2 protein-coding genes are annotated in these 23,555 nt (G+C 48.9%); one reads left to right on the forward strand and one right to left on the reverse strand.

Annotated features, from left to right (window positions below):
* The first annotated feature begins 23 nt into the window (after nt 1-23).
* Entirely contained in the window at nt 24-23,087 is a 23,064-nt protein-coding gene (locus CX664_RS21965) for an LEPR-XLL domain-containing protein (RefSeq protein WP_101748796.1), read from the forward strand.
* Between the two features lie 108 nt (nt 23,088-23,195).
* Here CX664_RS21965 and CX664_RS21970 read toward each other — a convergent pair whose 3' ends face one another.
* The gene (locus tag CX664_RS21970; RefSeq protein WP_101748797.1) at nt 23,196-23,474 is read right to left on the reverse strand and encodes a type II toxin-antitoxin system RelB/DinJ family antitoxin; all 279 of its coding nucleotides are present in this window, start codon (nt 23,472-23,474) and stop codon (nt 23,196-23,198) included.
* Between the last annotated feature and the right edge of the window lie 81 nt (nt 23,475-23,555).

A 23,555-nucleotide genomic window follows, 5' to 3' on the forward strand; every position in this document is an offset into this window, starting at 1 on the left:
AACAATAACAAGCGGACCGGCTAATGGATAAGCAAACCCATAACAGCAAATCATACCCGTCAGATATTGCTGCATCGGCTCGTAAGGGCTTATTTCCTAAATTAAACCGGTTGTTTGAGAAAATGTTCCGGCAGGAACGGCTGCAGGAGCGTCGTAAAAGGCTGGAAGACTTCTTCACTCTAGAGCAGTTGGAGCCCCGACTGCTGCTTTCAGCCGACCCCATTGCTGCACTGCAGGATAACGCACTCCAATTAGAGCAGGATGCCAAGGTTACACTTCAGGTCGTTATTAATGAAACTGATCAGCAACAATATCTTCGTTTGGTCGACGAAAATAACACAGTGTTGGGTCAGAAGAAAATCAGTGATATTGCGGCGGGGAGCACTATCACTGTGACAGGGTCAGAAGGTGCGGACAGTTTAACAATTGATCAATCGTTCCTTGATCTGGGTGAGCAGTCTTTTGTGGTTCAGTTTGATGGACGGGGCGGTCATGATACTGTCGCTGCAGGTAATGATGTCACAGACAGTGCCTGGCAGATTAACGGCGCAAATGAAGGCTCCATGGGCGCTAATGGCATTGTCGAATTTCTGGATGTCGAAGCGCTACAGACAAATCAGGCCGATGAATCCAGGCACGTACTGGCTGCCATTAATGATGATTATCACTGGCTGATTGATAAAGACCAAGATGGTAAAGGTGTTCTGTCGACCCTTGAAGGTGTTGAAGGCAGCATTACACAGACACCGTCGAATACCAAGATCACCTTTTCCGGTTTTGATATTCTGGGTGGCAGTGGTTCAGATTATCTGGATTACAGTCAGAGAGAGACCGGTGTGGATGTTAACCTGGATCTGGAAACAGCTGCTGGTTTTGATGGCATTACCGGGTTTAATACCGTTATTGGCTCCCAAGCCAGCGATACGTTGACAGGCGATGGCAACGACAACCTGTTCATTGTCGGGGCTGGCGATAAGGTCGAGGGGAATGGTGGTTTTGATACGGTGCTCTTTGATCAGGTCGATGGTGACCTGAAACTTAATGCATCCACAAAGGGGGATGCGGGAGATGCAGTCAACGTTTTTGAATACGAAACAGGAACCTGGGCGAATGATGGCAGTGACTGGTCGTTTACATCCAGTGGCAAGCTGGAAGCAAAGGATGTAGATCTGCTGGCGGCGAGAGGTGATGACAGTAATAACCGCTTTGATTTTTCCGCAGCGACGGTTGATGTCTATCTCGATGGTGGCAGTGGTGATGATACGCTGATTGGCGGCAGCAAAAATGACCTGTTGATCGGCGGAGCAGGTGCTGATCAGATTACAGGGGGTGATGGTTACGATCAGCTGATTGAAGTCCGGGCTGCTGACTTCACGCTGGAAAATAACACGCTGACGATTGGTAATGACGGTTTAGATACTCTGGAGGGTATTGAATCCGTTTACCTTAAAGCGATCGCCAAAGCGGGAGATGTTTCAGGTTATAGACTGGATGCAGGGAATGCGAAGCACGAAGCAGATTTGGATCCTACTCATGCAGATTATGATGCAGCCGCACATCGAGAGTACGACATTACCCTGGTCGGTACCGAGCTGGATGATGAACTTTATGCATCCTCCTATGGCGATACTCTGAGCGGCCTTGGTGGTGCAGATACCATCACCGGTGGTTCTGGTCAGGATACCCTCGAGGAAGATTTTGCCGGACGAGCTTCGATATCAGATGCATCCGGGAGTTATGAGCTTGATCTGGCTCAGGGGGCTTCTGAGGTTTGGGTATTTGATATTCCTGCCGGCAAAACCAGTACTGGTTTTACGTTATCTATTTCAACATCTGATGGTACTTTTAACACTGACACCATTGCCTGGGATGCAGACGGTTGGGATATTGTTCGATCTATTGAAAAAGCACTGAACATACCGTTTGGCCAGATTGCTGTCAGTAAGACCGTTGATGGCAAGTGGCAGCTTGAATTCACCGGTTTGTATGCAGGAACTGGAATAGCCTCGTCAATCTCTGACAGTGAAAGTGCCAATATCGTTTCGATTACAACGAACGGTAACAAATCGGTTGATACCCTGAATAGCTTTGACAGTAATGACACATTGAAACTGTCAGGCAGTGAATTAGTAGACCATGTCGATCTATCTGCTTTTGCAGGAAAGTCGGAAATCACCACGTTTGGTGGTAACGATATCATTACCGGCACCCAGGGCATAAACATCATCAATGCCGGTAAAGGCAATGACTCTATTTTTGTTACCTCAATCAGCGCCGACTCCATTGATGGTGGCGAAGGTTACGACACGATTGTCGCTGATGTGAGTAATGTGGCTGATGCGGTCAGTGGCTATATCCTTGATCTTGACAATAGTCAGTTAATGTTGGGGGCAACGATTCTTTCGCATCAGGGCTTTGAATCGTCGGCGCTGATTGGTGGTGCTGGAAATGATGTGCTGGATGCAGATGGCTTTCATGGAGTATCGGCCAGTACCAGCCTTGACAGTATTGCCGGATGGAATGCGCTTTCTGAACATACTCTGAGGCTGACTCTGGAAGATGGCAGCACAATTCTTGATGTCGATGTCAGCTCCTCTTCAACCTTGCAAGAACTCATTGATCTCATCAATGCAGCAGACGACAGAGGTAGTGATAATCCCTTAATCAGTTTTGATCAGGCTTCTGCAGAACTGACTTTTAATGGGCTGTCAACCCTGGGTGTGGCTGGCACTGACACCAGTATCCTTACGGTTTTAGGCTTTGCTTCTGGCACTTCTGGTACGGTTATTAAAGGCGTGAGTTTAAGCCTGCTGGCATCTCTTCAACTGACCAGTCAGAAGGGGAATGGAGGTCAGGATAAATATACCGGCTCTAAGGGGACGGATTTCTTTATCATTGATTCCGAAGACCTTGAAGTGGATGGGAAGGATGGTCGGGATATTCTGTCTGCTGAAACGACCAGCTTATATACAACACTGGTGATAGAAGACGATAAACTGACCTGGTCAGGTCAGGATGTTGACCCAACCGATTCCACTCAAACCATTGATGTTTCATCCTCCGTTACGCTAGGTAATCTGGAAGCTGCTGAACTGCTTGCTATAGACGGAGCAGAGTTGCTGGATGGCAGCAGTGCCACACTGGATCTGGTTCTGGATGCTGCCACTTCAACAGCCTCTTTAAAAGGCAGCTCGGGTGATAATGAAATTCGCCTCAGTGTGGATGGCCGGTCTGATGTAAACACTGACAAAGTCACCGTTGAACTTATTGATAATACCAATTCGAATGAGGTTGTCTTTTACGGCAGTAGTGCTGACTTTACAGTCAGTGATTTTGGCTGGGCAACCATTACCAGCGGTAACTACGTTGCGGTTAAAGAGAGCAGCGGTGATCTCACCATTAATAGTGATCTGATCTGGACGGGAGGGGATCTTAAATTCCGTGCATTGAATGGCAAGATTACTGTTAATGGCAGCATTCAAACTGATAACAGTAGTTCGACAGATCGTGCCGGTAATATTACCTTTGCTGCCCGCATTGTTGAGATAAACAACAATGTTACAGCGGTTGGCCAAAACACGGCAAGCAGCGGTGATATCACCATTGAAGCCATTGATGGTCGTAACCTGATATACGGTAGCCTAGAACAGGGTGCTGCATCGATATTGGCGGCACTGCCCGTGTACTATAACGTCGACCTGCAATCAGCCACGGTAACCATTGGTGATGTGAAGATTCAGGGTAAAGATATCAATATTCTTGCCCGCGCGGAGTCGAACCCTGATAGGGATATGAATAACGATGATGGGGTTTTTGGTGAAAATATTCCCATCATCGATGATCTGGCAAACGAAGTGGAAGATTTCAAGCTGATTGCTGGTGTCAGTCGCTCCGATGTGACCAGCAAAATTACCATCTCCAGTGGTGCCACCCTCAAGGGTGATAACATCACCATCCATGCCAACTCCATCGCCAGAGTCAATGCTTCACCCATTTCCATCGGTCTTGCGGTGGCTGTTGGGGTGCTGGATACCGACGCCGTGATCGATATTCAGGGGACACTGGATGCGGAAGGTAATATCAGTATTACCGGTCAGACAGATAATTACCTGAATATTGACGCTGAGCCATTGTTTGGCCTGAAGGGCTTTGCCGGCAGTGTTGCTGTGGGTGTGCTGAATTCAAACTCCCAGGTGATAGTGAACAGCGGCAGTAGCATTACCGCAGGTGGAAACTTGACAGTTAAGGCGGCAACAGTGGATTACAGCCTGGTGTCTGCTGCCAGTGAGGCGGGTAATTCAGGCAAGGCCGCAGCCAGTGTCGCGGTCCAGGTTGAAAGTGGTCATACCGAAGCTGTGCTTGCCGGTGATGTTCTGGTTAATGGGGATGTGATTGTAGAAGCGGCCCAGCAACAGGCGGAGCTGAATCCGACCAGTTCTGAAGCCATTGTTGATCGAGTGCCCAGTGTTCTCGATAAGTATGAAGATGCCGCCAAACAGAAGGTTGCCTTTAATAAAAAAGTACCTTTAGGTAAGTGGTTGCAGAAAAAGGTTAAGCCCAGCGATCGTCTCAAGCCGACAAAAGCCACCGTCGGTATTGCTTTTGTGTATGCAGAAGACAGTAACCAGGTGCATGCTTATCTTGGTCAGGAGAGTGCTGACAGTGATATTAATGTAGGCGGCAGCCTTGACTTACTGGCAACCGCCGAGAGTCGTCTGTTAACTGCAACATCTTCTACGTCCAGCACACCATCTCAATTAAGTCAGGTAGAAGGTACGGCAGGAACTGATACCAGCAGTGGCGAGTTTAAGCAGGTTCCGTTTGGTGCTGCTGTCTCGGTTACCATTGCGTCATTAGATAACAATGCCCAGGCACAGGTTAGGGGCAATACTGAGCTTGATGCACTGGGTGCCATTAATATTAATGCAACGGCTCAAAACTTAACCGGGCTGATTGCGCCGGATACCACTATAAAATACGTAAAACCCAAGTTGGTTGATAAATCTGAAATCGGTGGAAACTATGGCATTGATAATGGTGATCTGATTCGATTTGATAATTCGGATTATCAGTGGGGAGCTACAGGTACACCACCAGATATTGGTTATTTTGGTGCTGTTTACAAGTTTAAGGGTCTTGATGGCAGCTCTCTGACTCTGGCTACAGAGAATTTCAGTGATGGAACCCGCTGGGAATTGTTAGGGAATCAATATAGTAGTCTTCCCTATCAATTCTTTGGCGGTGATTCAGACCTGTATTTGCTGGATAACGATATCAAATCGGAAGCCGCCGGAGCGAAAACGTCTCTTGCACTGAATTTCTCATATCTGGATTCAAAACAAACAGCGAATGCCCTGGTTAAAGGGACGGTGAAGATTAATCAGAAAGCTGACTTTACCAGTGCTTTTGATTCATTCAGTGATGCGCCCGATGCTTCTGCTTCACGTAATCTCTCTATTACCTCAAATACCAATAATCAATCAGTGGATTGGGTCGGTAATAAAACTGCTACAACGTCGTCTATTGAAAAAATCAATAAGCTCTACAAACTGCTTGGCGCTTCAGAGAGTGGTAACGGTGTCGGTGCCAGTGTCTTCCTGAATAATATCACCAATACCAGCACGGCTCTGATAGAGACGGGTGCTGACATTTATGCAGATAAGGTCTCCGTTAAGGCGGATAGCGATGTTTTTGCCGTGAATCTCGGGTATGCCGGCGGTTCAGGTACAGCCAGCCTGGGTATTGCTGGCCTCTATATGCAGAACACCATTGATAGCACAACCATTGCCCTGATTCAGTCTGGAGTCACTTTGGTTGCTGGCGCAGACGATGGGGATGTCGGCGTTGAACGGCTGTCGGTTGTTGCTGATAACCGGGTTGATCTGATTGTTGCAGCAGGCGCGATGGGCAGTGCAGGTAAACTGGGAGTTGGTGCGTCAGCGGCGGTCAGTGATATCACCAAAGTAACTAAGGCTTTGGTAGGTTCTGCAGACAATATGACCGAAGCGGGCTCAGTGATCGTTAATGGTGACGCGCGTATTGCAGCGGACAGTGGTGGCCTGATTATTGGTACAGCGCTCAGTGCTTCCTGGGCAACCGGTAAAGTGACACCATCAGGTGGAGAAACGCCTAAGACAGAAAACACACCTTATGGTTTCAGTGCTGCAGGTGCGTTCATTTTTAACACGATAAATAGCACTACTACTGCCGGTATTCTGAATCTCTCCAGTTTCAATGCACAGCATCTTTCCCTGAAAGCCATGGAAAGCAGCGGTGTGTTTGCCTTCCCAATTACCTATGCCAGCGCCAGCGCTAACAAGGTTGCCCTGGCTGCTGCTGGCATTGGCTTAATGAACGATGCGACATTTACCGTGAGCTCCGGTATTGCCAATGTTGGATCGGTGAATCTGACAACGCTGGATGTGCTGGCGAAAAACGACAGTATTGTAATTACCAGTTCAGTGGCTGCTTCCATCGCCGGTATTGCTGAGTCTTCAGTGGAAAGCAACTCCAGCAGTATAGCCCTGACAGGAAACGTGTCGGTCAACAATGTGACAGCGGATATCGATGCCTATCTTATTGATGTCGATGATCTAACAGTCACCGGTAAAAACGGCGATGGTGTTGCCGTCAGTATAGAGGCAAAAGATGAATCAGAGGTTTATGCCGTTGCCCTGGGTGTCGCCTATGCTGGTAATGGTGCTGTCAGTGCGACGATTGCTGAAAATAACATTAATAGCGACATTGATGCCCTGATCAGCGGTACCGACCTAACCGTTGAAACCGGAAAGATTAAGCATCAGGCAAAAAGTGAGGCAGATATGGTGTCTGTCGCACTGGGTGCATCGTTTGCAAAAGACTCCAAACCGGATTTTGACACCAAAGTAGGGATTGCCGTTGGTGCGGCCATCAGCAATAACATGGTGCGCATGAACACACGTGCCCGCGTTATGAGCGACAGTGTGATTGCACTGCCTGCCAGGCACCTTGATCACGCTCGTCTGGACATTGTCGCTGATAATGAAACCGATATTACTGCTGTTGTGGTTGGTGCCGCTATTGGGTCTCAAACCGGTGCAGATACAACCGTCACGTTAACCGGCTCCGGTGCTGAGGCGAACAACAAAGTCTATGGAGACACCGAAGCGCTGGTTGATGGTTCAATCATTAAACAGGCTACTTCCAATCAGGACACTTCAGACGAAGCGATCGGTGTGTTTCTGTCTGCGGATGTCGATGGTTCGGTTACGGGTGTAGTTGTTGCTGCTAACCTGGCTTATGCCAGTGCCACGACCGGTGCTGGTGTAGTGGGAGGTATTGGCGTCAGCCTTGCTGAGAACACCATTGGTGGTGATTCGGACAATGGCGACAAAGCCAACAGTTTACGAGCAGTCATTAATAACTCGGATATAGACGTCACTGGCGAAGTCAGTACGAATGCAGAAAGTACTCAGAATATTGCATCGGTAATTACTGCTGCTTCTGTGGCTGTTGCCAAATCGGAGTCTGGTATTGGGGCTGGGCTTAGTGGCGTAGGCGCTGATGCCAAAAACACGGTGAAGGTTGATATTGAATCGGCTGTTAAGGCCAACGCAGATGGACACACACTGTTGGCCGATAAACTCACTATTGACGCTAAAGATGACTCAGACATTCTCAGTACCGTTGTTGGGGCAACCATTGCCGGTGCCTATTCCGGAACATCCAGTACTGGCACATTGAGCATTGGTGTCTCTCTTGCAGAAAATGAGGTGAATACCAATACCAAAGCGATTATCGATAACGTTGATATAGGTTCTTCGAGTCGTAAAACAGGTTCTGTTTCATTAAATGCGTCATCTGACGCTGAGATCACCGCCACTGCAGTGTCGGCCTCACTGTCAGCCAGCTACTCCTCTGCATCGGGCGGTTCTGTAGCATTAAGTGGCGGTGGAGCCTATGCTGGCAATACCATTGGTGGCTCAACCGAAGCCCTGGTTGAAAGCAGTGATCTGTTCAGCAATGGCGACGTTTCCATTAAAGCGACCAATAAGTCGGATATAGATTCAACGACAGTAGCCGTTTCTGCGGCTGTTGCGGCAGACTCCGGCAGTGGCAGTGCCGGTATTTCCATTGGTGCAGCCATCACCGAAAACACTATTGGTACGAGTGATGATCGCCTCAGAGTCAAAGCTCTTCTGGAGGATAGTGCTCTGACCATTGATGGTGATCTGAATATTGATGCGACGAATGACATGACCGTCGATGCTGAAGTGGGAGCGGGTTCGGCGGCTGTTGTGGTTAGCACTAATGGCTCGGGTCTCGCTGGTAGTGGCTCCGGAGTTGGTGCGAGCAATAAGATTTATGGTGAGACGTTGGCCTGGATTGCTAACAGCAGAGATATCAATGCAGGCAAAATAACAGTTAATGCCATTAACAAAGCGTCCATCACATCCGTAGCGGCTTCTGCGAGCCTTGCCTTTGGTCTTGCACCCAGTGGTGGCAGCGTATCGCTTGCTGTAGCGGCTTCAGTTGCAGAGAACACTATTGATTCAATCGCAGGAGCCAAGGCTACAGGTCAAAATACTGGCAGGCCCAAATTCCTCTCTGAGTCCCTGGCTGTTAATGCAACCGATACGTCTACTATTGATGCCCAGGTCGTCGGCGTTTCTTTAGGGGCAGCGGTTGGTGAGTCATTTGGTGGTACGCTGACCGTTGGTGCGGTAGAAGCCACTAACACTGTTGCTAATCAAATTTACGCAAATGTCGAATATCTGGATATTCAAGCCAGAAATGGCGGTGTGACCGTTGGTTCCCATGAAAGTACCACCGTTAACTTAAAGGCCGAAGCGGCTTCTGTTGCCATTGCTGGTGGTAAAGTTGGTGTCTCACTCGCCGGTGCCGGTGTAAAAGGTACTAATACCATAAACAACAGTAGTCAGGCATTGATCAGTGATTCAAAAATTACACTGGTTCCCCGTTCTGATTATGCTGGTTCAAGCCTGACTGATGAGCTGTTGAAAAGTGACCTGGTTGAATTTGCCGATGGCGTCTATCGCTATATTGGCAGTGATCTTGATCTTTCTCCTGATTTCGAGTCAGACGGCTACAAGTACGATGAAAATGGCAGTCGTGTGGGCGTGGCAGAAACATCGGTAGAGAGTGGTGAGCAGTTCTACTTTATTGATGGTACTTATCGTAATAATGGCGCAACAGAGCTTTCGCTGGAGAAAGCCATTGCTGTAGCCGCTGCGCTGCGTGCTGAAGCGTTAGCAGCAGAAGCGGGTAGATATGAAAGTCTTGCCAGCACAGCTCAGAGTAATGCGGATGCTGCCCAGGCATTGGCAGATACGGCCCAGACAGAAGCAGATCGACTGGCTGCCCTTGCTGATACTGCGGTAGAGGCATCATTAAATGCCAGTACATCGAACGCGGTAGCAAAAGCCGAAGCGGCAGAGCTAGCCGTTGCTGCATGGCAGGTCGAGCTTGAAAACGTAGTGAAGCTTCAGGAAATCGCTGACCAACTTCAGGAAGAGGCCGATGTCTGGAATGCCATCTCTACATCAGCCAGATCGGCAGCAGATGATGCCCAGTCACTGGCAGAGAGTGCCGCTGCAGAGGCGGGGCTGGATGCTGCGGGAGTGTCAGCACTCAAACCGGATTGGTCACTGTTAGATCTCGACGAAGTTAAACGTACAACACCTGCAGATGACTGGGAGTTGGTTTATGCCAATGCAGATTATGGCGATCAGGATGTTGCTGTTATCGCGGTTAATAATGCTGATATTACCTCTGTTGTTGGTGCTGCCAGTGGCTCTGTGGGAGTCGGAAAGGGTGGTGGTGCTGCAGCCATCGGTGTAACGCTGTCCGAAAATACTATCGGATCCAATCATATTACCTCCGCCTACATTGAAGATTCCCAGATAACTTCACTCAACGACATTGTTGTTGATGCTCAGTCACTGTCGACTATTGACAGCACCGTTTATGGTGCGGGTGTTGCCGTTGCCGCCGGTAAGTTTGCGATCGCTGGTGCTGGCGTTGGCATTGATCTTGACAATACCATCGGTGGCAGCACCTCTGCTTATGTCAATAATTCCGCCATGGTGGCTGGTAATGATATTTCCATCACTGCTGATGCTGATGGTCAGGTGGTTAAAGCGGATGCCGTTGCTGCTGCCATATCGGCAGCTATTGGACTGGGTGGCTCTTTTTCTATCTCCGCAACGGATATCGATAACACCATGGCTATGGCCGTGAGTGCCTGGCTGAATGTAGACGACAGCCAAAGTATTGCTAAGCAGGATTACCGGGTATTTGCCGGCAACGATATTGAGGTTGCCAGCCATGCCAATGCCCTGATGAAAAATGTTGATGCGACAGCGGTGACCTTCAGTGCCGGTCTGGCCGGTGCCAGCGGTGGTGGTGTGGATATCACTAACCTGGTCAATAATCAGGTGAATGCAACCATCAGTGGCAGTGATAATAGCAGCGCTGTGATTGGCTCAATGGGGGTTATCAATCTTCAAGCCAGTGAAGCGACCGATTTAAGCATCAATGTGACCAATGTGGCACTCAGTGCCAGCATAGGTGGCGCTCTTGGTATTGCTCTGGTTCGTAATGATGTCCGCAGCTCGATTTCCAGCAAGGTCAAAGATACTTCGCTGGAAGCTCAGAATATTTATATTGATGCCCTGGCGGATAATAACATCCATAAGACACAAGCCTTTGGTTTTGCTGCGGCGCTTGCGGCTGCCAGCGCTAACCGTGCCGATGTCGATATCACCAACACGGTGTCAGCCGTAACAGAGTCAGCCAAACTGACTGCCGTTGATGACATTGTTATTAATGCCAATGCCACCAATTATGCCCGTGCCGATGCCAGTGGTGGTGCTGCCGGCGCGGTTGCTGCCGGTGCCATGATTGCAGATATTGAGCAGGGTAACGATGGTTCTGACGATGTGCTGGTGGAAATTGGTGATGGCTCACAACTGGGTGCTGCCAGTATTACGGTAAAAGCGTCCGGTAATGATGACCTTCTGCCAGAAACCATTGCGGCCTCCGGTGGCTATGTTGCTGGTGCAGGTGCACAGAGCAATGTCACCAGTTACCAGGCTGTCGTTGCCAATATTGGTAAGGGTGTTGTGATTGAGGCGGATCAGTTTGACCTGAGCAGTACGCTCGATCAAACCGTCGATGCCAGTGCAGATGCCTTCACGGTGGCGTTAGCCTCTGGTGCCGGTGCCGGACTGAATATCATTATTAATAGTTACGCGGATGTGAATATTGGTGCCAGCACCGGCCTGCCGGGTTCTGGTAATCCTTCATCCATTACCGCTCATGATATCAGTATTAGTGCCTTGAATCGCTTTGATAAATCACGGTTCAGTAACGGTAAATCCCTGAGAACCGGTTCTGGTAATATTGTGGGTGTCAATGTGATGGTGAGCCAGACCATCCTGAACAATCATGCGCGTATAAACCTGACCGATGATGTGCAACTGGTTGCAGAAGGCAGCTACGACGATAAAGCTTCCCTTCGTATTGAAGCCCGGAATGACATCACTACTGTCGATAGTATTACGCTGGAAACCGTCAGTGCAGTGGGTGGCATCAATGCTGCGACCAGCAAGGTAGAAGCCAATTCTGATGCCAGGGTGAATATCGATGGTACGGTGATAGAAAACGTCACGGGCAAAGTATTTGTGACCGCGAAAACGGATTCCGAGAATCGGGCCAGTGCCGATATTCTTGCGGTTTCCGGACTGTCCAGTGCGGCTACCGGTGTTGCGATTGCTACAACGAATGCTCGAAATAATGTCAGCATTGCCAACGCCACTATGAAGGCTGGAGACGTCTATCTCTATGCTGGTAAGAGTAGCCAGGGTGTGCTGAATATTCTTGAGAGCAGTGCCAATGTGGAACTGACATCAGTCTCCACCTCTGCCAATGTAGCAGTGCCGGTTCCAGATGCCGACATCACCGAAACCAATACCATCACTTTGGGTAACAACGCTGATATCAAGTCCATGACGGATATCACCATTGAAGCCCGTGAAGGTATCGGTGGTAGTGAACGAGCGAAAGAATCGGGGCTGACACTGTCTATATCCGGAGTTCCTTACGGTGTGGATATTGACCGTGAGGGTTCTGTCACTTCCAACAACCAGTTCTCGGTTGCAGATTCTGCCAAGGTGACAGCCGGCGTTAATAATAAATCCTTCCTGCAGATTCGTCCGGTGGCTGAGATACAAAGCATTCTTAACGACAGTAGCAAAGTGAGTGCTGATGGTGTCATTAATATCGATGCGCTGACCGACGACGATAAAAAACTGTTGTTTGGTGTAGATAATGCGCAAGGTGAAGTGGTTATTCCAGAACTGCCAGAGGATGTGGTGTATTTGATGGAGGAGCTTGCGCTCAGCACCATCAACTTCCTGGTCACTCAGGATACAGTGATTGAGCACAACGGCAGTTATTACCAGTACGCTCCTCAGAACAGCGCTGAAATAGACCTGAAGCAGGAAAATTACAGTAACAAAAATCGCTGGACCAGGTTGAATCTGACATTGGCGCAGATTGAATCTCTGGGCTACCCGATTTACGAAAGCTCTATCACCGACGCTCTTGCCAGCGCCATGACCGGTGAGTTCTTTGTGGTTAAACCCAGAGAGCTGGATTCACCTACCCTGACGTTTACCAATTTAAGTACGCTGCTGTTTGAGCAAAAAGCTCAGGTAGAGAGTTGGATTCGTGATCACAGTACGAACGCTGAAGCCATTGCCCGTTATCAGGTTCAACTGGAAGAGATCAATAAAAAAATTGATGAGCTTGGGCTGTCTGATTATGTTCATACTGTGGATGCAGGCCAGATTGTTAAGGCACCGGACGGCAATTACTATCAGAGCAAAATCAAACAGGAAAGCATTCTTGAGTTAGCGGACTATTCCGACACTACGTTGTGGCAGAAAACCAACTCAACGTCGGGAGCCTGGGATTATACCGATACTGCCCGTGCCACCAGTAAAGTTTACAATCAGGCACTGGATATCCTGATGGTAGACCTGCCGGATGTTTATGCAGCTCCCGGTTCCGTCTATCTGCAGATTGATGGCAAAAACGCTGAAACTCTGGCTGCTCTGGACAATATGGACAACCTCCATGCCCGGGAAGGCGCAACCATTCAGATCGTTAATAGCACACCATTTGCCTTGCGTGTGAATGACGCCATTGTTCAAGACTCCCAGCGGGTTGAAGTGGTGGGTGGTTCCCTCAAAACCTATACGCCGGGCGCCGTGCAAATTAATTATAAAGATGTTAATTCCATTGCCATCCGTGGTGGTACTCAGTCTACCGACCTGGGCCGCAATTCTGACACACTCAATGAAATTATTATTTATCAGGACAGTGACTCGCAGTTTATTAAAGATACTTACGGTAGTTTCACACTGCCTGAAGTCCCTCAAGGGATGTACATTCAGGGTAATGTGGTGAATGAAAACGGTGGTGCCTATATCAATAACCGGGAAGGTTCTATTGAAGTCTCTACCCAGATTCGTGCTGAGACCGTCAATATCTTTGCCGCTGGTGATTTCTCTCTGAACTCGGATGCCTGGTTCCATACCAATAAAGATCCACGCCAGTATATTAATTACCAGTTGATGCGTAACTTTGTTTACAACAAAGAAGGCAACTCAAGCTCTTATCAGACTGGTTTAAGTAATACCTCGCTGATCTACACGCTGTTTAAGGCTAACTACAACGTACTGACCACCAATATCAATGTCGATAACTCCCAGATTGTCTCCATGGGCAAAATCACTCTGACCGCCCGTTACCTGAATATCAATGGGCTGATTCAGAGTGGGGTGAATACGGTTTATCTGGAGATTGATGAGAACTTCCGTGGTGGATCTAAAAATGTCGACCTGACCAATAAGAAAGGTCAGGCCATAGCGGGTGTCAGCTTTGCCAATCCGAATGACAGCAGTAATGTCAAAGTACCCGTGGATGGTTACTGGGATGCTGTACGAAAGGCAATCATTATTGAAGACATTGTGCCTGCCGGTGGCGAAGTCGTGATTTCCGGTCAGATTATCAGCACAGGTAATGGACGTATTGTGGCGGCCAGTGGTTATGCTTCTGTCGATATCAACAATAACAGCGGTTATGAGCTGGTGATGAACGATATCGATAACCGTCAATATCGCGAGGGCAAGATCACCATTATTGATAGCAAGCAGCTGACCAAGGATGAATATCAATATAACGGTTCCGGAGCGAGACATACTAAATATACCGGAAAATTAACTGCAGCCACCGGCAATGACATTGCCCGAATCGATTATGAACAACAGAGCACCAGCAATGGCGCTGCGGATTCTTTTGCTTATAAAGTCGCCACCGGCTCCCGCTATGTCTGGACAGAAGGCCAGAGCAAAACCAAAACAACGGTTCGCAAGTACGAGAAGAAGAGCTTTAACCTGTTTGGTGATAACTCGTTTGGCGACTGGCTGGTTAAGGATAAGAGCTATAAGTGGGAAACCATTGAGTTCACTGATAAGAAACCACTGCTTGAATCCGAATCGGTGCTGCTACCAATTGAAGGGGCTGAGTCTGCAGATTATAAGGTGACTTATATTCAGACTGAGGGTGATCCGAATGTTTATGACTTTGATCGTGAATCCTGGACGACAGGTGGCGGATGGCTCCGCAAAAAAACGGTACACACCAAGATTACTGTGGTTGAGGGGCTGAAAGATTATTACACCCACTCCCTGAAAGCAGACTACGACATTGCCATTGATTTCCTCAGTGGTAATAGCCAGCCCGATGTGAATATCACCAGTAAAGGGGATATTACCCTGGCCGGTAAGATCAAAATGGCTGACGAAGGTACCTTAAGTATTCTGTCTACCCATGGTGCTATTACCATGAGTGATGGTGTTTATGCTCAGACTTCTCAGGCAGATATTGAAGCGAAAGGCACTGCCCGTGTGATTCTGGAGGGTAATACTGCAGATAAAGGTCACCGCGTAGTGTCTAACACTGGCAGTGTCTATCTCGGTGTTGTGCTGGATGATAATCCCGGAGAAGGGAAGACCAGTTCCAACAAGCTGTACATCGATGAAATCTCTGCTCGCCACACTGTCGAAATCAATGCCGGTGGCGGCATCTTCAAAGCCAGTGGCGGTGAAACGGTCGCTATTTCAGCCAATGTCATTGAGCTTCTGTCACTTGGTGGTGATATTGGTCACCTGACCATTGATTCAGCCACCCGAAATGATGCGGGTTACATCACTGTTGAAGCTCAGGGCAATGTTGCATTGACTGAGTACGCAGGTGATATGAATGTGAACCAGATTATTGCCGCAAAAGTCGCTGGCGGTGGCAGTTCACCTTATGGTGTACAGCTGACCACCAACAGTGGTGATATTCTGGATGGCAATGATGATGAAGTGCGTGCCTCCAGCCTCGATACCTCTGCTGCCCAGCAGTTTTATGCGGAATCACAGGTGACCAATGAAGCGGATGCCGTGACCGAACTGTATCACCAGTACTGGAATATCCTCCGTGATAATGGCTCAGTGGACTATCTGTCCGATGTTACTGCTTACGACAAATACAATGATCTGTTTGAACAGCTTTCCGGTGATGAGCTGGCAGAGGTGCAGAGTCGTATTGTGACACTGAATAACAGCCTGACCGATGCATCTGAATACGATATGGCCTTTGATCAGCTGGCGGTCTGGATAGCGACGGATGTCAGTTCTGCAGCTGGCACTATCAGCGAATTCGAAAGCCGTATTCAGGAGAAGGTAAACACCAATCGTCCTGTATTTGAAAGTATTCTTTCTCCGGGTATTGTTGCGAAGCTCTACCCGGATACCCCGATTATTGGTGGCGCAGGAAATACTGGTTCAGCAGAAGCCGCCAATATCCAGGCACTGGTCAGTGGTAGTGCAATTATCCTTAACGCTTATGGAGGTTTAGGCCAGACCGGTGACCGTATCACCATTGATATGAGCGGTGGTGTTGTTGCCCTGGAGGAGAGTGAGAAAGAGGTCCTCGCCCAGGCGACAGGCAGTGATGTCGTCGCCACGGATTATGTCTTCTATGTATACACTGGTACGGCGGGTGATATCTCCCAGCTAGATATCAATTACAACGATGGCAACTGGACAGAAATCAGCAGCCTGGATGCATCCGCTAATGGTTTCACCTCAGTAACTTATGGTGACTATGTTCAGGTAGACCAGGATGGAGTACCCGTACTTTATCAATACACGGGCACCAGTGACTCGATTGAACTTACCCGGGAAAACTTTGACGACGCTGGCTCTCCATGGCAGCTCGTCAGTGTGACCAGTGTTGCGCCTGCCAGTGTGTTTAACCTGAACTCTGGCGATCTGGTGATGCAGCTGAACTCAGTCACGATTCAGCTGTGGGATGACTTGAACCTTCAAGGCAATGTTAACCTGACGGCACAAGCCACAGAGGGTATTGCCATCGAACATAGTGGAGCACTGTCCGTTGATCGCATTGTAGGGGCAAGCTGGGTACGACTGAACGTTGCCGGGGCATTGATCGACAGCGGTGAGCACAACACTGCTGCTCTGGTCAGTGCTGGTGACCTTGTTCTGATCACCAAGGGGAATATTCTTTCCCAGAGTGATGGAGGGTTCCGTGTTCAGGTAGCGGAGTCTGCAAAACTGAGCGTCGATACGGTGGGTTCTGTTGATATCTGGCAGATTGAAGGCAATGTCAGCATTGGGGGTAAGAATACGTCGATTGGCGATCTGTATCTTGATGATGTGGCCGCTACCGGTGATCTTACCTTTACCGCCGGATTACTATCTTCCTTTACTCCAACCACTTCCGGTGCCGGGCAGGCAGATATTGTTGTTGAGAAAATCAGCACAACGGCAGGCAAGGTGACTCTGCAGGCTGCAGGCGATATTCTCGATGCTTATGACGATGCCAACAGTGCGATCATCAATATCCGTGCTCAGGATTTGATGCTGGTTGCTGGTGGCGGTATTGGCAGCCGACAGAACCAGATTGAAAACTATCTGGACTTGAAACTTACCGGTGATGTTTCGGCCAATACTCGCAGCGACGTATATCTGAATGCAATAGAAAGCTCTCTGAGCGTTGGCCAGATTACTTCCGATGCTAATGTTATGTTGAAGTCAGCCCAATCCATTCTGGATGGCGATCAGGACAATAATAATGATCTGATCAGTCTGACCGGTGATAGTGATATTACAGCGTCTTCTATTTTCCTTGAGTCAGCCAGAGGCACTATTGGCCAGCTGGGTAATCAGGTGGAAATTGATACCACCGGCGGACAGCTGACCAGCCTCAGCGGCAAGAGCTCGTACCTGAGAGAAGTGCGTGGCGACTTGTCTATCGCCAGCCTGGTGGCAGACAGTGATAACAGTGGCGGTGGTGATGCCAATATCTACCTTACCGTTGAGGGTCGTGTTCTGAATGGTAATGCATCTGGTGACACGATTACGGCCAGTGGCTTACGCATTGTTGCTGGCCAGGGCATTGGTGCTGCTGGTGATGCTCTCAGAACGCTGATTGATCATCTGGAAGCAGAAGTACTGGTCGGCAGTCTTATTCTTAATAATATCGGAGCCCTGATGGTGGGCGGCATCAGTGATGAAATGGAAGGTCTGCTGGTACAGGGCTCCATCGAACTGGTTGCACAAAGCCCGCTCACCATTAATGAAGATGTTATCGCCAGTGCAGGCGATATCATGTTGACCGCAATGGATTCACTGGCTACAGGTGATGATCTGACGGTGAATGCTGTTGAAATCGATGCTGAGTTGGGCAATCTCATTCTGAATGCTGGTGATAAATTTGTACTGAATCTGGATGGTCTGCTCAACGCCGCTCAAACGCTGATCCTTAATACTGACCTTGGCAGTGTGGACAGTGAATCTGGTGATATCAATCTCTACGGCAGCCTGAATGCTGCCACTATTCAGGTGAGCACTGGATTGGGTGATGATGCAGTCCTGTTTGATGTGCAGGATATTGATGGCGATGTTGATGTCAATACTGGTGCCGGTAATGACCTACTGACCATTAACCAATTGGTCAGCCGTTCGGCAGAAGATGCCTTTGTGCTGGATGGTGAAGGCGGCACGGATACTTACACGATCTATCGCACTGGTAACAACGCGGACTATGTTGTTAATGTCCGTGATTCCGGTTCTGAAGCCGATGGAGCAGACACTCTGACCATCAATGGTACTTCTGAAGCTGACACCTTCCTGCTGCGAGCAAACTTTGTGGCAGCCATGCATACTGATAGTCAGGGTGAATACACTTCGACTGTCGAACGAATCAACTATGACCGGAATATCAATGCCCGCCTGACGCTGAATGGCCTTGATGGTAATGACAGTTTCTTCAGTGATGATAACAGCACTATTACAACGCTGGATGGCGGCGCTGGCAATGACCGTTTCCAGATTGGCCAGCTGTTTGGGTTGGATCGTAATACCGCGGAAGGCACCGTTGCTGCAGGTGATGAAATTGCAACCACCGAAACGACTCTGGGCTTCCTCAGTAAAGGTAATAGTCTGCCCATGGTTGTTTATGGGGGTGATGGTAAAGACGAAATCAAAGTTTACTCCAATAAAGGCATTACCAAACTTTATGGTGAGGACGGCGACGACAGTTTTGTGGTGCGCGCTTTCCTGAAAAAGAACACACTGCAAACTGCGGGTGGTGGTGATGTGGAGTTGTTCGGCGGTGATGGTGCCGACGATATTCAATACAGTATTAATTCACCGCTGAAAATTGACGGTGGTAACGGCACGGACTCCGTTGTGGTTCTGGGTACCGAAGGTGATGACAACTTTATGATCACCGAAAATGGTATCTTCGGTGCCGGTCTGAATATCAGTTTTGATGGAGTGGAACTGGCGGAAGTGGATGGGCTGGAGGGCGATGATACCTTCTATGTGCTCAGCACCAGTGATGATGTGGAAACCACCATTATTGGTGGCTTGGGTGCAGATACCTTCAATATCGCCAGTGATGTGACTAAACCCATTGTTTCCTACTCAGTAGAAGGCCGCAGTAGCTTTGTTAACCACAGTGTGTTCAGTGATGACCTGTCCTACAACGAAATTTTTGTGGAAGGCATCTCCCTGAACGTAGCCAGTAAAGAAAACGGTGCCATTGGTGTTGACCGTGATGATGGTGAGGTTGTGGTCAGCGAAGGCGGTGTTACTGACTTCTATGAGCTGCAGCTGAATGCACCAAAACCGTCGGATGCGACCATTGCTTATGTCACCGTTTCTGCTGCCAGGGCCTCTGGCAGTGATAAACAGAAAACCAATGGGTTGGCAGACAGTGTTCTGATTTCTCTGGATGGTCAGACGTTCTCTGAGTCTCTGGTCATTGACTACGACTCAGCGACCAACTGGGATGACGCCACCAGAATCTACATCAAGGCGGTGGATGATCAAGCTGCCGAAGGTCATCGGGAGTATGTGATCAGTCATAGTGTCCGCAGTGATAACCCGGACTTCGATCAGCTGGATATCGATAATGTTGAAGTAGTCGTTAATGACAATGATATGGGTGGCATTATTGTCAGCCCCTTCAGCAACCTGACGGTGGTTGAAGGTGGCAGTGAAATCACCTTTGATGTCCGCCTGGCAACAACCCCTGAAATTGGGCAGGTTATCACGGTATCCCTGGCTGAGATTATTCCTTCTGACTGGAGCAGTCAGCTGACTCTGAGTACTGATACACTGACGTTTGATCACACCAACTGGTCTGGCCAGTTTACGGTGATTGCAACAGACGATGGATCTGTTGAAAATCTCTATCGAGCCGGTATCACGCTCTCTGCATCTGGTAACTACGCGGCTGACAGTGTGTCGCTGGATATTGACGTCGTGGATAACGACAGTGGTTCGGTCCTTATTACTCAGACCGATGGTTCGACACTGGTGAGTGCGACGCAACAGGATGCTTACCAGATGGCACTCAGTAAACAACCTGCTGCACCAGTGACGGTAAATCTGCTGAATGATGGACAGGTACTGTTCAGCAGTGCTGATCCACGATTTGATGCCAGTACCAACAGTGTGACTTTCGGTATCGATGACTGGAATTCACCAATTGAACTGACTTTGGCTGCTAACACCGGCTTCCAGCCTGAAACGGATTCTCAGCCGGTTCAGAACCCACCATTGCAGCCTCATACGCTCTCAGATATTCGCGGCAAGCTGATTATCGAAGGTGGCACGCCAGACGGTAAAAAGCGTGAACTGACACGGGCCGTCATGTTGCCAACAGAGATTGACGGGCCATTGCCACTGGTTAACATTGAACTGAATGAAGATGAGCAGACCGATACACTGAATGTCTTTAACGATGGCAGCATCCAGAATGACTCCGGTATGTTGACTGAGGATACGATTACCGGACTCGGTATGACGTCAGGTAAGGGTATTGAATATCACGATATAGAAGTGCTCGAAGTTCTGCTGGGGAGTGGTGATGATGGCTTCATCATTGAAAATACCGCTTCCAATGTGATCACCGTCCTACATGGCGGTGGTGGTAATGACACCTTGACCGTTAATGATAGTGCCAGTGAGGGAGCACTCATCCTCCTGGGTGATTCTGTTCAGAACGGTTCTACTTACAATGCAACATCGAACCAGAAGACCGAAAAGGCCAGAGAGTATACTAACCCCGGCAACGATGTGATTAATGCTTCAGGTGCTGGCGCTTCCGTTGTGATCTACGGCGGACAGGGCAATGATACGCTGACTGGCAGCCAATACAGTGACCATATTGCCGGAGGCTCTGGTAATGACAGGGTCTATGGTCTTGATGGCGATGACCATATCTATGGTGATTCCGGTTTCAATCTGGACGTTGCAACTCGCCTGGATCTCTCCACGCAAATTTTGACCGTGGTAAACGATGCCGATTTGCTCAACGACAACCTGGATACAGCAGACCAGCTAACGGTGGGTAGTGACACCATTGATGGTGGTGAGGGCAATGACATTATTCTGAGTGACAAGGGTGAAATCGTACAACAGCTGGATAGCAATCGGATTCTGACCACTGGTCTGGTAATCAGCATTCACGGTACCCAACGTGATCAGGGCGGAGATGACCATGTTGATGGCAATGCCGGTGATGATGTCGTGATTGCCGGGTTTGGTAACGACACTATCCGTGGCGGCACAGGCAATGACATTCTGCTGGGTGACAGTGGTCAATTAAATTATGTCGACGGTGATACTGACCTGACGACACTGGACAGTGTTATGACTAGCGACGCGGACCTGGGCGGTGATGATCACATTTCCGGGCAGTCCGGTGATGACATTATCTTTGGTGGTGCCGGCAGTGATTCACTCTTTGGTGATGGCTCAGTCAATCGTCTGGCGATGATCGATGAGTCTGATAATGACATCATCATTGGTGATCTTGGTGCCATTGCTCTCGTTAGTAACCGAGCTGTTCGAATATACAGTACAGACACCAACGTGGGTGATAGCGATACCATCCAGGGGAATGAAGACAATGATGTTATTATTGCCGGTGCAGGTGGTGATGATGTTAAAGGCAATCAGGGGAATGATTGGATTCTGGCCGACTTTGGTGAAGTAGATCTTCGTAATGGTCAGCAGGTGCTGAGTACCGCTTCTGGTGACAGCCACAGCACAGGCGATGATATTGTCGATGCTGGTGAAGGTGAGAACCGGATTTTGGGCGGTCTTGGTGACGATCAAATTACCGCCGGCACAGGTGCCGATGATGTGCTGGGCGACAATGGGTCATTGACGTATACAGAGACAGGCGTTGCTATAACAATTATCAGTACGGATACAACTCTGGGTGGTCGTGACACTATCCAGGCAGGCGATGGTGACAATCGCATTCTGGGTGGCTTTGGTAACGATGAACTGACGGCAGGGGACGGTAACGATACCGTTATCGGTGATAACGGACAGGTTAATTTTGTTGGCGGTATTCGCAACGAAGTCTTCAGCACCGATATCAGTAACAGCACAGGTGGGAATGACATTATCAACCTGGGCAATGGCAGTGATCAGGCCATTGGCGGTGTTGGTAATGACCAGATGAACAATACCTCTGGTGAAACCATCATGGTTGGCGACGATGGCCGTATTGTTAATGACTCAGAAGGTCGTTACCTCACAGTTAGGACCGGAAGCACAACCATTGGTGGTAATGATCGCATTGCAGGAGGTCTGAACCGTGACATCATGATGGGTGGCTTTGGTGATGACCTCCTGGATGGACAGGCTGGTGATGATCTGATGGGGGGGGATGGCACACAGGTGACTCGCAGCCCATCAACCATTGTTATTGAAGCGGTAGACCTGTTCACTGGTGGTGTTGATACTTTGATTGGTGGCTCTGGCCTGGATCGTATGCAGGGGCATTTTGGTGGTGACTTCTTTGATGGTGACTTCAGTGAGGACGTCATGATCGGGGAATATGGTCGTTTCACCTTTAATGCCAATACCGAAGCGCAGCAGGCGACATTTGTTGTTTCTCTGGCACAGAATGGCCTTGATTTGATCAGGGGCCAGCAGACTAACCTGTTCAGTAATTTTGCCCAGCAGTTCTTTGCGGAATCGGGACTGGGGCAGGTAGCACGAGCCAGGGCTCTGGAAACACCACTGTTTACGGAAGATGCTCAAGAAGCCTTCGCACGATTGACGCCGACTTCCCAGCAAAGAACTCTGGCTTCCAGTGAAGTAACCGCTACAGAGATTGAGGCGGAGCAGCAGGAAGTTCTGGTCGAAGAGGTACCCGTCAACGAGCAACAGGTGCCTGAAGAAGAATTGGTGCCGGTTGAAGGTGAGCCAACTGTTGAGCCAGCTTGTGAAGTTATTGGTGATGACCCTGAAGGCTTCTGTAAACCAATGGGAGTGACTCAGGTGCCTGAAAATCATTCAAGTGATGTGTCTGATACGACATTGGAGCACCAAAGCTCTGGCATTGATTTAAAGGCGGTACTGGCTGGGTTTTCTGCCTGGGCAATTGTGCGGCCTGTTAGAAAACAACGGATTCGGTGAGCTTCTGATTCGGAAATTGTGTAGTGCGTGTATTTTCAAAAAACTCCGCATTCGGTTTCTGCCCCAACGCCATACAACTCCTTCTTGAACTGATTGGAATATTCCAGGCTATACATCACTTACCTTGCCATCAGTCAGCTCATTCATTAAGGCACTGACAGATTCGGCGCTGTGGCCTTTGCCTTCATCCAGTTCTTTCATTGCCGCCACCGAGGTTTTATTGGGCTGCTGAACTCGCACTTCAAACGGGATGCCACCGTGATTGATGACCGCTTTGGCAAAGAGCTTAATGGCCTGAGAAGTACTTAAACCAACGGCTTCGCAGATATTAGTAAAGGCAGCCTTGGTATCGTGATCGATACGGGCGCTGAGCATTTCCTGCCTCATTTTTCACTCTCCATAAGTTGAATTTGTCTTACATTGTTATACATTGTATGACAAATTATAGAAAGATATCGGAGATATTCA

Origin of the sequence: Endozoicomonas acroporae (assembly GCF_002864045.1) — a bacterium.
In the GTDB taxonomy this organism is placed as follows: domain Bacteria; phylum Pseudomonadota; class Gammaproteobacteria; order Pseudomonadales; family Endozoicomonadaceae; genus Endozoicomonas; species Endozoicomonas acroporae.

Excerpts from the sequence above, each read along its gene's own strand:
- CX664_RS21970 (WP_101748797.1), bottom strand. The coding sequence starts at position 23,474 with ATGAGGCAGGAAATGCTCAGCGCCCGTATCGATCACGATACCAAGGCT.
- CX664_RS21965 (WP_101748796.1), top strand. The coding sequence starts at position 24 with ATGGATAAGCAAACCCATAACAGCAAATCATACCCGTCAGATATTGCT.